The sequence below is a fragment of the Streptomyces albus subsp. albus genome (genome assembly GCF_000719865.1).
GTDB classification, from domain to species: Bacteria; Actinomycetota; Actinomycetes; order Streptomycetales; family Streptomycetaceae; genus Streptomyces; species Streptomyces albus_E.
The window spans coordinates 29,733-43,567 of record NZ_JOID01000021.1 but is presented as its reverse complement, the minus strand read 5'-3'; the positions used below and the strand labels follow the sequence as shown (position 1 = coordinate 43,567).

The following is a 13,835-nucleotide window of genomic DNA, read 5'->3' as shown; positions in this document are numbered from 1 at the left end:
GGTGGTCAGGGCTCCTCGGTCGCGGCGGGCTCCGTGGGGGACGGCTGGGCGGCGGGCGGCTCGGGCTCCGCGGTGGGTTGCGCGGGGGCGGACGGCTGGGGCGCGGGCGGCTCTGCGGCAGGCGGCCGTTTCTCCGTCAGGGTCAGGACGTGGTGGAGACCGGGCGGGACGGGGCGGCCGGCCGCGGTGCGCTCGCGGGCGTAGTCGCCGAGCATCCGGGCCAGTTCGGCGTCATCGCGGGCCCGGTCCGCGAGGCCCGCGACGGCCGTAACCGGCACCCCGGTGAACAGGCACTTGAGCACGGCGTGGCGCCAGGCGTGCGGGCCGAGGTGCCGCGCCGCGTACGGACCGACGGCGGCGGTGATCAGCCGGGTGTCGTTCGCCCGGAGCGCGTCCTCGACGAGGGGGACGGCCTCGGATCCGATGCCGGGAAGATACGGCAGGGCCAGCAGGACGGCGCGGCGCTCGGCGGCGGTGCCCTGGTGGTAGAGGCGGGCGAGGGTGCCGGGGGTGGCGCGTGCGGCGTGGAGTAGGAGGACCCGGGCGGTGTCGGCGGGGTCGGTGAGGCCGGTGGTGTCCGCCCGGCCGGTGGGCTCCGCCCGGCCGGTGGGCTCCGCCCGGCCGGTGGGCTCGGCGAGGGCGCCGGGGGCGTGTTCGCCGCCCGGGGCGGGACGGGTGACGGGGTCGGAGTGCGGGCCGGGACTGTGGACCGGGTCCGGTCCGGGGCGCGCGCGGGCCCCGGGGTCGCGGCCGATGTGGCGCCCCGCGGAGGCGAAACGGAGCTCCCAGGCCGGTGGACGGGTCCGGGCGGGCGGCACCTGCCCGGATCCGGCCGGGGAGGCCGGCGCGGGCCGTGAGGGCTCTGCTCCGGCGGCCTCCGCTTCCGTCGCCTCGGCTTCGGCGGCCGCGAGAGCCGCGTCCAGCCATTCCCGTGCCGGGGCGGACAGCCGCGCACGGAGACGCTCGTGCAACTCCACGAGGCCGGGGCGCCCGGGGGCGAGGGCTCCGGCACCGAGAGCGGGGTCGCCGGGCGGCATCAGCGTTCTCCTCCTGTCGCGGAGCCGGAGAGCCGGGAAGCGCCGGAGAGCGGGACGGGGCCCGCGCTCCGTCCGGGGACGCGCCCGGCCGGGTGCGGGGCGCGGCGGACGGCGCCGGCCGCCATGGGGCCGGTGCAGCGGGCGCGGGCCTCGGCGTCCGCCCGTACGAGGAAGTCGTGGGAGGCGCGGGCCAGTTCGGGGCCGCGGTGGGAGTCGCGGGGGAGCTCGACACCGACCAGGCCCCCGTACTCCATCGCGCGCAGCGCCGCGAGCACGGGCGGGAAGTCGATCTCGCCCTCCCCGAACGGCAGATGTTCGTGCACCCCGCGCCGCATGTCCTCGATCTGGACGTGCCGCAGCCACGGCGCCACCGCCCGTACGCAGTCGGCGGGCGGTTCGGGTTCGAGGCACTGGCAGTGGCCGATGTCCAGGGTGATGCCGAGGGCGTCCGGGGCGCCGAGTGCCGTGCGCAGCCGGTGGAAACCGGCGATGCCGGAGAGGAGGTGGCCCGGTTCGGGTTCGACGGCGAGCGGGGTTCCGGCGGCCGCGGCGGCGTCCACGACCGGGGCCATCGACTCGGCGAGGCGCTGCCACGCCGTGTCCTCGGACACTCCGGGCGGGACGGCGCCGCTGAAGCAGTGCACGGCGTGCGCGCCGAGGTCCGCGCCGACGCGGACGGCCTTGAGCAGCAGGGCGATCCTGGCCCCCCGGGCCTCCGGGTCCGGGTCGAGGAGGGTGGGATGGTGTTTGCGGCGCGGGTCGAGGACGTAGCGGGCGCCGGTCTCGACGGTGACGGACAGGCCGAGCCGGTCGAGGCGGCGGGCCACCCGGCGGGTGCGGGCGGCCAGATCGGGCGCGAGGGGGTCGAGGTGCATGTGGTCGAGCGTCAGCCCGACGCCCTGGTAGCCGAGGTCGGCGAGGAGGCCGAGGGCGTCGTCGAGGCGCAGATCGGTGAGGCCGTTGGTGCCGTAGGCGAAGCGCGGGGCACCGGGGTCCGCCGTGGCGTCCGCGCTCCGCGCGTCCTCTGCGGTCCCCACCGATCGGGCGCCGACAGCCACGGGAATTCCGGTAACCGCAGCGGCGGCTCGGCCGGTCCCGGGGCCTTGGACCGCTTCACGGGCCCGGCCGGCCCCGGAGTGGTTGGGGCTGCCGGCGGTCCCGGAGTGGTTGGCGTCGGCGGTCCCGGGCTTCCCGGGGGTCCCGGCGGTCCCGGTGTTTCCAGGGTTTCCGTAGCTCTCAGGGTTTCCGGCGGCTCCATCGGTCCGGCCGGCCCCGGCGGTCCCGTGATCTCCGGGCGATCCGCCGGGTCCGCCGGGTCCGCCGGGCCGGTCTGTTCCCGGGTGTGGCGCGGACGGGTCGGGCGTGGGGGTCACGTGGGGCTCACCTTCCGGGACAGCCGTCGGGCCAGGGGGACCAGTGCGAGCAGGGCGGTGGCGGTTCCGGTCCGTCCGGCGCGGGCCGCGAGGGACGCCTGGAGCGGGATCATGGCGCGGATGCCGCCGCCCACGGCCCGCTGGTAGAAGTGCGGGGACGGGTTGAGCGCGGCGTGCAGGAGCGGGCGCGCGGCCGTGGCGCCGTACAGGGCGGCGAACGCGGCGCCGGCAGCCCGCCCGGCATCGCCCCGTGCCGGACGGGCGGGCGCTGCCGGACGGGCCAGGGTCTGGCGGCGCGGGGACAGCGGGATCCGGCGGGTGCCGCGGGAGGCCCGGCCGTGAGGCCGCTCCGCCGCCCAATCGGACTCAGGCGAAGCGGAGTTGGGGCAGGCTGCGCGGGCGATGCCGGCCACGGCGGCCAGTGCGGCGAGCGGCAGTGCCGTCGAGCCGCCCGTCGTCTCGCGCCGGGAGACGAGGGTGACGGCGCAGGTGTGCGCGGCGAGCAGCGCGGCGGAGGGCAGCGCCCGGCGCGCTTCCCGCGCGGCGCCGTTCCCCGTTCCCCTCCCCGGCCCACCGGTCCGGGCGCGCGCGGGGAGCAGCCGTACACCGGACGGACGCGGGGCGGCGGCGTCGGCACGGTCGGCCGCCGTAGCCGTTGCCGCGGTGCCGAGGAGCAGGTCCAGACCCCGGGCCGCGGCCATGGCGGCCGGTCCCGCCGGGGTGTTCTTCAGCCACAGGTCGTAGGCCCACACGGTGCCCGCCAGGGTGGTGGCCGTGGCCAGGGCCGGGCGGCCCGCGGCCGCGGCGAGTCCCAGTCCGGCCGCCGTCAGTCCGGCCGCCGCGCCGAGGGCCGCACCGGGGGCGATCCGGCCGGACGGGATCGGGCGGTGCGGGCGTTCCCCGGCGTCCAGGGCGCGGTCGGCCCAGTCGTTGAGCGCCATGCCGGCCTCGTAGAGGCAGAGGGACGCGCAGACCGCGAGTGCGGTGCCCCGGTTCGCACGGTGCCCGGCGGCCGCCGCGCCCGCGAGGGCGTCCCCGGGCACGCTGAACACCGCCGGGACACGCAGCAGTTCGGCCCAGGCCCGGCCCCGGTCCGGGCTTGCACCGGGGTCTCCGGCCGGGCTGCGGCCCGGGCCGCCGTCGGGGTTCCCGCCCGGGCTCCTGTCCGGGCCCCCGGCGGTGGGCCCGTCCGGCCGGCCGGGCTCGTCCGTGGGTCTGCCCAGTTCCGTCATGTGCGGGGTGTGGCCCGCCGGGGCGCGGCCGTTGGCGCGCCCCGGGAAACGGCCCGGTGCGGTCATGCGCCCGCCCCCAGCCGCGCGGCGAGGGACAGCAGGTCCCGCCATTGTTCGGAGAGGCCGGACGGGCCGCCGTCCGGGTCCTTGAAGTAGAAGCCGAGGCCCGGCACCGGGCCGGACATCCCGGCCGCGTGCGCGGCGGCCGCCAGCCGGGCCAGGTCGAGGACGAGCGGGGCGGCCAGCGCCGAGTCGCAGCCCTGCCAAATGGTCTGGAGGATCATCCGGGAGCCGAGGAAGCCGTCGAAGGCGATGTGGTCCCAGGCGGTCTTCCAGTCGCCGAGCGCCGGTACGTCGTCGATGTGCACCTCGCCCTCGGGCACGGTGCCGAGGGTGTCGGCGAGGACCCGCTCCTTGCCCGCGTTCTTGGCGGCCGCGGCCGCGGGATCGGCGAGGGCCGCGCCGTCGCCGCCGCCGAGCAGATTGCTGCCGGACCAGGCCCGTACGGTCAGGGCACGCCGCAGGAACATCGGTGCCAGGACGGAGCGGAGCAGGGTCTGCCCCGTCTTGCCGTCCCGGCCCGCGTACGGCAGCCCGGACGCCTCCGCGAGCCCGGCCAGGGCGGGATGGTGCAAGCCCGTGGACGGCGTGAAGTTGACGTACGGACAGCCGGCGCGGAGCGCGGCGGCGGCGTAGAGGGAGCTGGGCGGCAGCCGGTCGCCGCCGGGGCCGGGCGCGGGTTCGGTGGAGGCGACGTTGACGACGACGGCGCGGGCGAGGCCGTGTTCCTGGGCGAACGCGCTGATGTCGGCGGCGAAGCCCGCGATCAGCTCCTCGTCGCTCCGGGTGTCCCCGGGCTGCGGTCCGCCGGGGCGGATCGCGGCGTCGGCGGCGGCGAGTTCGGCGCGGACGGCGGCGGGCAGGCCGTGCGGCAGCACACCGCCCTCGGCGAGCGCCTCGGCCCGTTTCGGCAGGGGGCAGGCGTGGGTGTCGTGCCCGCCGAAGACCAGGCTGTCGAGCGGGGGGAGGCCGCTGCCGGCGAAGGGCGGGGTCTCCGTGACCATGCCGGTCGGCGGATGCAGTCCGGCGGCGAGCGCGGCGGCGCCGGCGACGGTCGTGGTGGCGACGGACCCCCGCGCCCCGATCAGCCACACACCGGTACGGGGTTGGGCCGGTCCGCCGCCCGGGCGGAGCGGTGCGGTGGCGGTGTCCCGCGTCTCCGGAACCCCGGGGCCGGGGCCGGTGTGGTCGTCCGAGCCGGTGCCGGTGCCGGTGCCCCGGCGCGGTGCCCGCCACTCCCCCGGTAACCGGGCGGATTCGCCGTCGCCCGCCGCCGGGACGGCCGGGCCGTGCTCGGGGTGGCCGTCCCGGCTGCCCCCCTCGCCGTGGGAGGCGGGGCGGCCGCCGTGGCCGGAACCGGAGGGGGTCGGGCTGTTCGTCACTGGCTGCCTCCCGGGGGACGGACGCGGTGCGGCGTGCGGCATGCGCTGTGCTGCCGGCAGACCGGCACAAGTGCGGCGGTGCGGCGGTGCGGCGGTGCGGCGGTGCGGCGGTGCGGCGGTGCGGCGGTGCGGCGGTGCGGCGGTGCGGCGGTGCGGAACGTGCGGGGTGGGCTGATGGACTCGGTGAGCCGGGTGAACTCTTGAGCCGGTGTGCCGACGAACGGCGAGCCGGTGGATCGGTGGACCGGGGCCTGCCGGAGCGGTCTGTCGTGAGCGGAACGGATGAACCCGGGATCACCCACCTGGCCGGCCCCGTGCCCGGGCTCCGGGCCCGGAGCCAGGTCCGGAGTCCAGGGCCCGGTCCGGCGTCCAGGGCCCGGTCCGGAGTCCGGGACCCGAGGTCCGGGGCCCGGTCCGGAGCCCGTGAACCCGGACCCGGGTCCCGGCACCGTGAGGATTACTGCCCACCTCCGTCCGGGAGTTCGCTGATCCTGATGTCGCGGAACGACACCTCGTCGCCGTCCCCGTGGTTCTGGATGCCGATGTGGCCCTCGCCGAGGCTCCGCGCCGGGTCGGTGTTGGTGAAGTCGTTGACGAGGACGCCGTTCAGCCACACCCGCAGCCGTTCGCCCTCCACCCGGATCTCGAAGGCGTTCCACTCCCCCGGCGGGTTGAGCGCCGCGTCCCGGGCGGCGATGTCGGCGGACTGGACTCCGTAGACGGCCCCGGTGGTCCGGTCGGCCGCGTCGCTGGCGTCGATCTGGATCTCGTACCCCCGCTCCACGGCCGTCCAGGGGTCGTCGGAGGCCGGGAAGCCGACGAAGACGCCGGAGTTGTCGTCGCCGGACATGCGCCAGTCGAGCTTGAGCGAGTACGAGCGGAACGGGCGCTCCGCGTACCAGAGGAGGCCCATGCCGCCGGAGGAGGTGATCGTGGCGCCGCCGTCGGCCTCGTCGCGGGTGAAGGAGCCCGGGCCGGCCTGGCGCCAGGCGTCGAGGCCGCCGCCCGCGCGGTCGAGGAGCGGGGTGTAGCCGGTCTCGGGGCGGCAGTCGGCCCGCACGGCCCCGGTGGCGTAGCGGATGCCGCCCAGGAGGTGGGTGAGGAAGGCCGGTTCCGCGTAGGACTCCTTGGTGTGGCCGAGGCCGGTGTAGAAGGCGCGGCCGCCCTCGTACTCCTGGCACCAGGCGATGGGGTGGTCCCCGTCCATGGTGCCGCCGCGGTAGGAGGACTCGTCCAGGCTCGCCAGCACCCGGGCCGACTCCCGGGGATTCGTACGGTAGTTGTACCACTCGTCGGTGCGGTCCCAGGCGGGCCCGAGGTGGGCGGTGGCGGGGTGGGCGCGGTCCTCGACGAGGACGGTGGCGGGCTGGATCTCCGGGTGGCTCGCGAAGTAGGCGCCGGCCAGGCCGCCGTAGAAGGGCCAGTCGTATTCGGTGTCGGCGGCCGCGTGGATGCCCACGTAGCCGCCGCCGCTGCCGATGTAGCCCTCGAACGCCTGCTGCTGGTACGCGTCGAGGACGTCCCCGGTGGTGGAGAGGAAGACGACGGCGCCGTAGCGGTCGAGGTTCTCCGGGGTGAAGGCGGTGGCGTCCTCGGTGGCGTCGACGAGGAAGTCGTTCCGGGCGCCTAGGTCCTGCAGGGCGGCGATGCCGTCGGGGATGGAGTCGTGGCGGAAGCCGGCCGTCTTGGAGAAGACGAGGATCCGCGTGCTGTCGTCGTCGGCGGCGCGCTGCGGCGCCGCGCTGCCGGGAAGGGCCATGGCGCCGAGCATAAGCACGGCGGAGAGCGGAAGCGCGGCCCAGCGGCCGGGGGCGGCGCCGCGGCGGCGGGGCGGCGGTGCGGCGCGGTGCCGCTCGGCACCGGGGACGGCAGCGCGGCGCGGGGCATGGCCGGGGGCTGCTGCGACACGGCGCGGGGCGGCGCGCCGCAGGGCGGTGATGACGCGGCGGACGGTGGCGGGTACGCGGGCACGGGAGGGGCCGGGCTCACGGGCGGGGCCGGGCTCACGGGCGGGGCCGGGGGCGAGGGGGCGTGAGCGCCGGGTTCGGGGGGTGCGCATGGGGGTGCTCCTTCCTCCGGGCGGGGAGGGCGGTGGCCGGCGCGCGGTCCGGGGCGTTCCCGGGGCCGGTGGCCGGGCCGTCCTGCCGGGGCGCGGGGGCGGCCGGGGGTGCGGTCGGCGGCCCGCCGCCGGAGGGGCGGCGGGCCGGGTCGGGCCGGCGGTACGACGGTGCGGGCTGTGCGGTGGTGCGGGCTGTGCGGTGGTGCCGGGTGCCGGTGCCGTGATGCCGGGTGCGGGCCCCGGCGGGACCGGTTCTCATGGACGGTCCCGCCGGCACGTTGGGGGCCGCCCGGCCGGGCCCGGCCGGCCCGGGAGAGCCCGGGCCGGCCGCGTCGTTCAGCCGGTGCTGAAGGTGAAGTCGTCCACCTCGAACAGCGGTCCGTCACCGGAGCCGGAGCCGGAGTCCTTGGCGACCAGGTAGAGGGTCGTGGTCTCCGCCGGTGCTCCCGACAGTTCCGCGGTGACGTCCTCGAAGCTCTCCCAGCCGCCGGTGGCCGGGACCTCCGCCGAGCCGAGGAGCGTGCCGGCCGGTGAGCCGCTGCGGATCTCGAGCGTGCCGCCCGCGCCGCCGGAGGCGACCCGCGCGGTGAGACCGGTGGCGTCGGCGAGCAGATACGGCTCGAAGGAGATCCAGTCGCCGTCGTCCAGCGAGCCGGCGGTGCGGCCGCCGTGGGCTCCCTCGCGCTCGGTGGCCTCGGCGCCCTGCGTGTCGCCGTAGTGCTCGGCCTGGCGGTTCTTCGGCTGGACGACGCTGCTGTCGCTGCCGGTCAGCGCGGGCTGGCCGCCTCCGCCGTTGTCGGTGTACTCGGCGTTGAAGACCCCGAAGATGTTGGCGTTGGGGTCGTGTTCGCCGTCCGCCGTGGTCTTGAGGGTGCCGGAGCATCCGGTGGCCGAGGTGACGGGGTGTCCGTGGCTGTCGTGGCCGAGGACGTAGGTGACCTCGACCTTCGAGCAGTCGATCTCGCCGTCCTCGGGGTCGGTCACCGTCACCTTGAACGGGACCTCGTCACCGAAGGTGAACAGCTGCCCGTCCCCCGGGAGTTCGAGCTTCACGGTCGGGGCCGTGTTGCCGACGGTGAGGTGGACGCTCGCGGAGCCCGAGCGGCCGGAGGGGTCGGTCGCGGTGAGGGTGGCGGTGTAAGTGCCGTTCTCGCGGTAGGTGTGGGCGGGGTCGGCGTATTCCGAGGTGGATCCGTCGCCGAAGTCCCAGTGATAGGTCAGCTCGTCGCCGTCGGCGTCGGTGGTGCCCTCGGCGGAGAACTGCACCTTCAGCGGGGCCTGGCCGGAGGTGCGGTCGGCGGCGGCCTCGGCGACCGGTGAGCGGCCGTCGGTGGCGTTCTCGATGCGGTAGAGGGCGGAGTTCTCGTCGCCGCCGAACCAGGAGAGGCCGTAGTCGAGGACGTACAGGGCCCCGTCCGGGCCGAAGGCCATGTCCATGACCTGCGTTCCGGACCAGGGGAAGTCGTTGATCGACTGGACGGTGCCGTCCTCGCCGTGCTCGATCCGCTTGATCCACTGGCGGCCGAACTCCCCGGCGAAGAAGTCCCCGTCATAGGCTTCCGGGAACTTGACGGGCGAGTCGAGGTCCGGGTCGTAGCGGTAGACGGGGCCGCCCACCGGGGACTCGGAGCCGGTGCCGAACTCCGGCACGGAGCCGCCGTCATAAGGGATCCAGGCGGGCTGCGCGGCGGGCAGTTCGGTGAGGCCGGTGTTGTGCCGGGAGGTGTTGCGGGGCGCGGAGCAGTCGAAGGTCTCGCCGGGGGTGCGGGTGGCGAAGTCGTACTCCCGGTAGGGCTCGTTGTCGCCGGCGCAGTACGGCCAGCCGAAGTTGCCGGGGCCGGTGACGCGGGTGAACTCGACGCTGCCGGCCGGTCCGCGGTCGGGGTCGGCGGCGCCCGCGTCGGGGCCGTAGTCGCCGACGTAGATGGTGCCGGTGGGCTTGTCGACGCTCATCCGGAAGGGGTTGCGGAAGCCCATCGCGTAGATCTCGGGGCGGGTCTTCTCGGTGCCCGGGGCGAAGAGGTTGCCGTCCGGGATCGTGTACGAGCCGTCGTCCGCGACCTTGATCCGGAGGATCTTGCCGCGCAGGTCGTTGCTGTTGCCGGAGGTGCGGCGGGCGTCGTAGGCCGGGTTGCGGCGCTCGCGGTCGTCCAGGGGCGCGTAGCCGTCGGAGGCGAAGGGGTTGGAGTCGTCGCCGGTGGAGAGGTAGAGGTTCCCCTCGGCGTCGAAGTCGATGTCGCCGCCGACGTGGCAGCAGATGCCGCGGGTGGCGGCGACGTCGAGGATCTTCTTCTCGCTGCCGGTGTCCAGCGTGCCGTCCTCGTCGAGGACGAAGCGGGACAGGCGGTTGACGCCCTCGTACGGGGCGAAGTCCTCGGGGTCGCCGCTGTTGGGGGCGTCGCCGCCGGGGGTGTCGAGCTCGGGCGCGTAGTAGAGGTAGATCGCGCGGTTGTCGGCGAAGTCCGGGTCGACGCCGATGCCTTGGAGACCTTCCTCGTCGTGCGAGTACACGGGGAGCTTCCCGGAGACCTTGGTGTTCCCGGCGGCGTCGGTGATGCGTAAGGTGCCGTCGCGCGAGGTGTGCAGGACCGATCGGTCGGGCAGCACGGCGAGGGTCATGGGCTCACCGGTCTCGGCCGCGCCCTTGGCGAGGGTGACCTGCTGGAAGTCCTCGGCGGCGGGAGCCTGCGGGGCGCGTTCCCCGGAGGCGGCGGCCGGGGCGGGGGCGGCGCCCGAGGGGGGTGCCGTGAGAGCGAGGGTGGCTCCGGCGAGCAGCGAACTCGTCAGCAGTGCGAGGGACTTGCGGAGACTGAGCCGTTTCCTGTGCACGGATGTCCTCCGGAGGATGACGGTGTGTGACAGGCGCGCGCCGTCGCGCCGTGGGGGGCTGCGGTGCAGGTGCGGGCTGGTGCGGTGCGGTGCGGATGCGGTCGGGCATCGGCGGAGCGCCGGCCCGGCGGCCGCGTCGCACCACCGGGATCACCGTGACCGATACACCTCAAGGACCGTAGCTTCGTTCGTCCTATTCGGAAACCCCTTCGACACACATCAGCCACGTCTTCTTCCTGCCGCTGGACAAAGGGCAAGGAGGGGCGGACGGGGCCGGCGCACCATCAGAATGTTCGCGAGGCAGAGCATGGGCCGGCCCACGAGGAGTTCATCCGCGTCCTCGGGAACGGAGAGGTGGAGCAATGAGCCACAGCCGCTGGAAGACCCTGCGTGAGCGCAAGCTCGCCGAGGGCTTGACCGAGCCGGAGGACGTGGCCGAGGCCCGTCGCGAGATCCGGCTGTCCATGGCCCTGGCGCAAGCCGTATATGACCGGCGCACCGAGCTCGGGCTCACCCAGACCGAACTCGCCGACCGTGCGGGCCTCACCCAGGCGAAGATCTCCCGGATCGAGGGCTCCGACACCGTCCCCGCGCTGCCGCTCCTCGCCAAGCTCGCCAAGCTCGCCAAGGCCCTGAACGCCACCCTCAACATTGCCCTAGACAACGACGACACCCGGGTGAGCTTCACCGGGCACCGCACCGACGCGGCCTGAGCCGGCCAGGCATCCTCCCCTGCGTCATCCGCCGGCCATCGCTGGGGGTGGCGCCCGAAGACGGGGGATTTACGCCCGGACGTTACAGCATTCGGGGTGCGAGACTCCGGCGGATCACCGATCACCGTACGCAGCGAACACAGGGGGAGGCGACGGCATGTCGCCGAGAAGAGCGACGCACCGTACGGGCTCATCCTGGACGCTGAACCGCGGGGCCGGAGTTCTGTGCTGGTGTTCGGCGAGGGCTACGATCCGGAGCCGTACGCCTCCTCACTGGCCGAACTGCTGCTCTCCGTGGCGGACGCGCTCGAGGGCGGCAGCTCCGCGGCCCGGGGCACGACCGGCCCACGCCCGACCGTCTCGGATTCCCCGCTCGCCTGGACGCAGTGACGGCGGTAACGGTGGCGGGGCCCGGTGGCGAGATCGCTCACCGGGCCCCGCCACTTCCGGGTGGTTCAGGAGGGCTTGGGCGTCAAGCCGGTACGAGTCCCCGTCGATCCGATTCCGTTTCCGGAGCACCGGAAAGGGCTGCATGGACTCTTCACAACGGGGTCTGCTCGAAGGAGACGATCTCCGCAGTCGGGTCGTCCGGTGCCGGAGCCTCGTCCTTGTCGATGAGGAGCCCGGCCTCCCTGCCCGCGTCCCCGGGCAGCACATGCCGGAAGTCCCGCTTCATCAGCACCTCGAACCCGGCGGGGCCCGTCACGCGTACGGAGACGGAGAACGAGAAGGGCTGGTCCGACGGGTTGGGCACGTGGATGGCGGTGTAGACGCCCAAGTCGTTCGGCGTCAGCCGGATCTCGATGTCACCGAACGTGTAGACCTTGGTGTTTCCCGTTGTTGCCGGTGCCTCAGCGGGCCCCGTCGCCACAGCGGTGGGCGGCGTGTCGGCCGGCGTCTCCGAGGACTTCGGTGGCCCCGGTGACGTCTCTTCCGTAGGCGTCGCCTGCGGCGTGCCTTCGTCCCGGTCACCGGATCCGGACGTCGGATCCGCCGAGACGGACGGGGAGGCGGACGGGGAGGCGGTGCCGGTCTGCTGCGAGGTGCATCCGGAAACGGCCAGAGCCGCCGCCGCAAGGGCGGCGGCGGCTGCCGGCACACGAAGTGAGTAGTGGTGTTTCACGCTCAGTTGCAGCTTCCGACCGTGAAGGTGTTGTCGACCAGGTCCGTGCCGCTGGAGGACTTCATATAGGAGTACACCTTGCCGCAGTAGCCTCGCTTCTGGTAAACGGGGCCGGCGTAGGAGCGGTAGGCGCCGAAGTCTTCCTTGGGTGCGTCGGCCGTGTAGTTGGAACGCAGCCGCACGCCCATGTACTTGGTGTATCCGGTGTCGTTGAAGAACACCGCACAGATGGGCTTGTCGTAGTAGGAGGACCCCGTGCTCGTCCCGTTGGTCCAGGTGTACGTGGTGCCGTAGGTGCCGTAGCGCACCGCGCCGGTGGAGATCGAGTATCCGGACCCGCACACGTTGGCGGCTGCCGTGGCGGCACCCGTGTCGGCCTCGATGATCCGCTTGGTCTCGGCCGATGCCTGCTTGTCGACCTCGACTCCCCCGATGTCAACGGTCCGGACCGGCGCGGTGGGCCCCGGCTCGGGCTGCCCGGCCGCCGAAGCGACCGGAGCGACGGCTAAAGAGCCCAGTACAACGGCGGAAGTGACAGCCGCACGTATCTTCACTTACTTCCCCCTCCAAGTGACAGCCAGGCATCCCCTGGCCACTGACTGACACTATCGGGATCGAACAGATGAGCGCACAGTGTTTTATGAGGCGGATGAGCGCGGTCGGTGAGGGGAGCCACTCGGCCGGGCGGTCACACCGAGGCCGGCGGTCGCACGGAGTGGCGCTCCGCGCGGGACGCGGTGGCGGTGGCGGTGGCGGTGAGCAGCGCGCCCGCCCGGCGACCGTGGGGGAAGTCGCCGGGCGGCCGCGTCCGGCCGTCCCGTGGCGGGCGTGCGGAGTGCCGCCCGGGGGCCGGGGCCCGCTCAATGCCCCGTGCGGGGGCAGGGGTTGGGCCGGGCCGGTCGGCGGCGTGCGGGCGTGCGTGCGTGCGGACCGGACCCGGCGGGCGGACCGTTCAGTCGTCGCCGCCGCCGAACGCCGCGTCGAAGCTCGCGGCCGGCGGGTCGAAGTCGTAGGCCCTGAGCCGGCGCAGGGCCTCGGGGGCGCCGGTGAGGCGGTCCATGCCGGCGTCCTCCCACTCGACGGATATGGGGCCGTCGTAGCCGATGGAGCGGAGCATCCGGAAGACGTCCTCCCAGGGCACGTCGCCGTGGCCGGCGGAGACGAAGTCCCAGCCGCGGCGCGGGTCGCCCCAGGGGAGGTGGGAGCCGAGGCGGCCGTTGCGGCCGTCGAGGCGCTTGCGGGCCTCCTTGCAGTCGACGTGGTAGATCCGGTCGCGGAAGTCCCAGAGGAAGCCGACCGGGTCGAGGTCCTGCCAGACGAAGTGGCTGGGGTCGAAGTTGAGGCCGAAGGCGGGGCGGTGGTCCACGGCCTCCAGGGCGCGGTGGGTCGTCCAGTAGTCGTAGGCGATCTCGCCGGGGTGGACCTCGTGGGCGAAGCGGACGCCCTCCGCGTCGTAGACGTCGAGGACGGGGTTCCAGCGTTCCGCGAAGTCCTCGTAGCCGCGTTCGATCATCCGGGCCGGTGCGGGCGGGAACATCGCCACCAGGTGCCAGATGGCGGAGCCGGTGAAGCCGATCACGGTGCGGACGCCGAACGCGGCGGCGGCCCGGGCGGTGTCGGCCATCTCGGCCGCGGCCCGGCGCCGCACACCCTCCGGTTCGCCGTCGCCCCAGAGGCGGGCGGGGAGGATCGCGCGGTGGCGCTCGTCGATGATGGCGTCGCAGACGGCTTGGCCGACGAGGTGGTTGGAGATCGCGTGGCAGGTGAGTCCGTACTTCTCCAGCAGGGCGTGGCGGCCGGCGAGGTAATCCGGTTCCGACAGGGCCCGGTCGACCTCGAAGTGATCGCCCCAGCAGGCGAGTTCGAGGCCGTCGTAGCCGAAGTCGCGGGCGTGCCGGCAGACCTCCTCCAGGGGCAGGTCGGCCCACTGGCCGGTGAAGAGGGTGAACGGTCGGGGCATCGGGGCCTCCGGAAGTCGTTGGGCGGCCCGGGAGGGCCGGATGTGGCTGGTCGGGTCGTGCCCGCAG

The 13,835-nt window shown here is 74.7% G+C and carries 11 protein-coding genes; 2 read left to right on the top strand and 9 right to left on the bottom strand.

Annotation, left to right across the window (positions count from 1 at the left end; translation table 11 throughout):
* Positions 1–5 precede the first annotated feature (5 nt).
* From IF83_RS35675 to IF83_RS0121630, 6 genes are all read right to left on the bottom strand, one after another.
* The gene (locus IF83_RS35675) at positions 6–1,037 is read right to left on the bottom strand and encodes an EboA domain-containing protein (RefSeq protein ID WP_208605923.1); all 1,032 of its coding nucleotides are present in this window, start codon (positions 1,035–1,037) and stop codon (positions 6–8) included.
* On the bottom strand, positions 1,037–2,074 hold the full coding sequence (locus IF83_RS0121660; RefSeq protein WP_078843719.1) for a sugar phosphate isomerase/epimerase family protein: 1,038 nt from the start codon (positions 2,072–2,074) through the stop codon (positions 1,037–1,039). The genes IF83_RS35675 and IF83_RS0121660 overlap by 1 nt, the downstream gene beginning before the upstream one ends.
* A gap of 332 nt (positions 2,075–2,406) precedes the next feature.
* Positions 2,407–3,708, bottom strand: a complete 1,302-nt coding sequence (locus IF83_RS0121655; protein ID WP_051723088.1) for an SCO3242 family prenyltransferase — start codon at positions 3,706–3,708, stop codon at positions 2,407–2,409.
* Positions 3,705–4,796: an inositol-3-phosphate synthase gene (locus IF83_RS0121650; protein ID WP_030546649.1), complete on the bottom strand. Its 1,092-nt coding sequence runs from the start codon at positions 4,794–4,796 to the stop codon at positions 3,705–3,707. The genes IF83_RS0121655 and IF83_RS0121650 overlap by 4 nt, the downstream gene beginning before the upstream one ends.
* A 745-nt stretch (positions 4,797–5,541) precedes the next feature.
* Positions 5,542–6,843, bottom strand: a complete 1,302-nt coding sequence (locus IF83_RS0121640) for a ThuA domain-containing protein (RefSeq protein WP_244177162.1) — start codon at positions 6,841–6,843, stop codon at positions 5,542–5,544.
* Positions 6,844–7,479: 636 nt separating this feature from the next.
* Positions 7,480–9,972, bottom strand: a complete 2,493-nt coding sequence (locus tag IF83_RS0121630) for a PQQ-dependent sugar dehydrogenase (RefSeq protein ID WP_030546643.1) — start codon at positions 9,970–9,972, stop codon at positions 7,480–7,482.
* 362 nt (positions 9,973–10,334) lie between these two features.
* Between IF83_RS0121630 and IF83_RS0121625 the strand changes: the two genes are divergently transcribed.
* Together IF83_RS0121625 and IF83_RS33845 are read left to right on the top strand one after the other, a co-directional pair.
* On the top strand, positions 10,335–10,685 hold the full coding sequence (locus tag IF83_RS0121625) for a helix-turn-helix domain-containing protein (RefSeq protein ID WP_030546641.1): 351 nt from the start codon (positions 10,335–10,337) through the stop codon (positions 10,683–10,685).
* Between the two features lie 225 nt (positions 10,686–10,910).
* Entirely contained in the window at positions 10,911–11,075 is a 165-nt protein-coding gene (locus tag IF83_RS33845) for a hypothetical protein (protein WP_158711091.1), read from the top strand.
* Positions 11,076–11,226: 151 nt separating this feature from the next.
* Here the strand turns inward: IF83_RS33845 and IF83_RS33840 are convergent, their stop codons facing one another.
* The 3 genes from IF83_RS33840 to IF83_RS0121605 all read right to left on the bottom strand — a co-directional run bounded on the left by IF83_RS33840 (position 11,227) and on the right by IF83_RS0121605 (position 13,768).
* Positions 11,227–11,556, bottom strand: a complete 330-nt coding sequence (locus IF83_RS33840; RefSeq protein WP_158711090.1) for a hypothetical protein — start codon at positions 11,554–11,556, stop codon at positions 11,227–11,229.
* Positions 11,557–11,810: 254 nt separating this feature from the next.
* A complete protein-coding gene (locus tag IF83_RS30515; protein WP_030546638.1) occupies positions 11,811–12,362 on the bottom strand; it encodes a hypothetical protein in 552 nt (183 codons plus the stop codon).
* Between the two features lie 398 nt (positions 12,363–12,760).
* On the bottom strand, positions 12,761–13,768 hold the full coding sequence (locus IF83_RS0121605) for a sugar phosphate isomerase/epimerase family protein (RefSeq protein WP_030546636.1): 1,008 nt from the start codon (positions 13,766–13,768) through the stop codon (positions 12,761–12,763).
* Between the last annotated feature and the right edge of the window lie 67 nt (positions 13,769–13,835).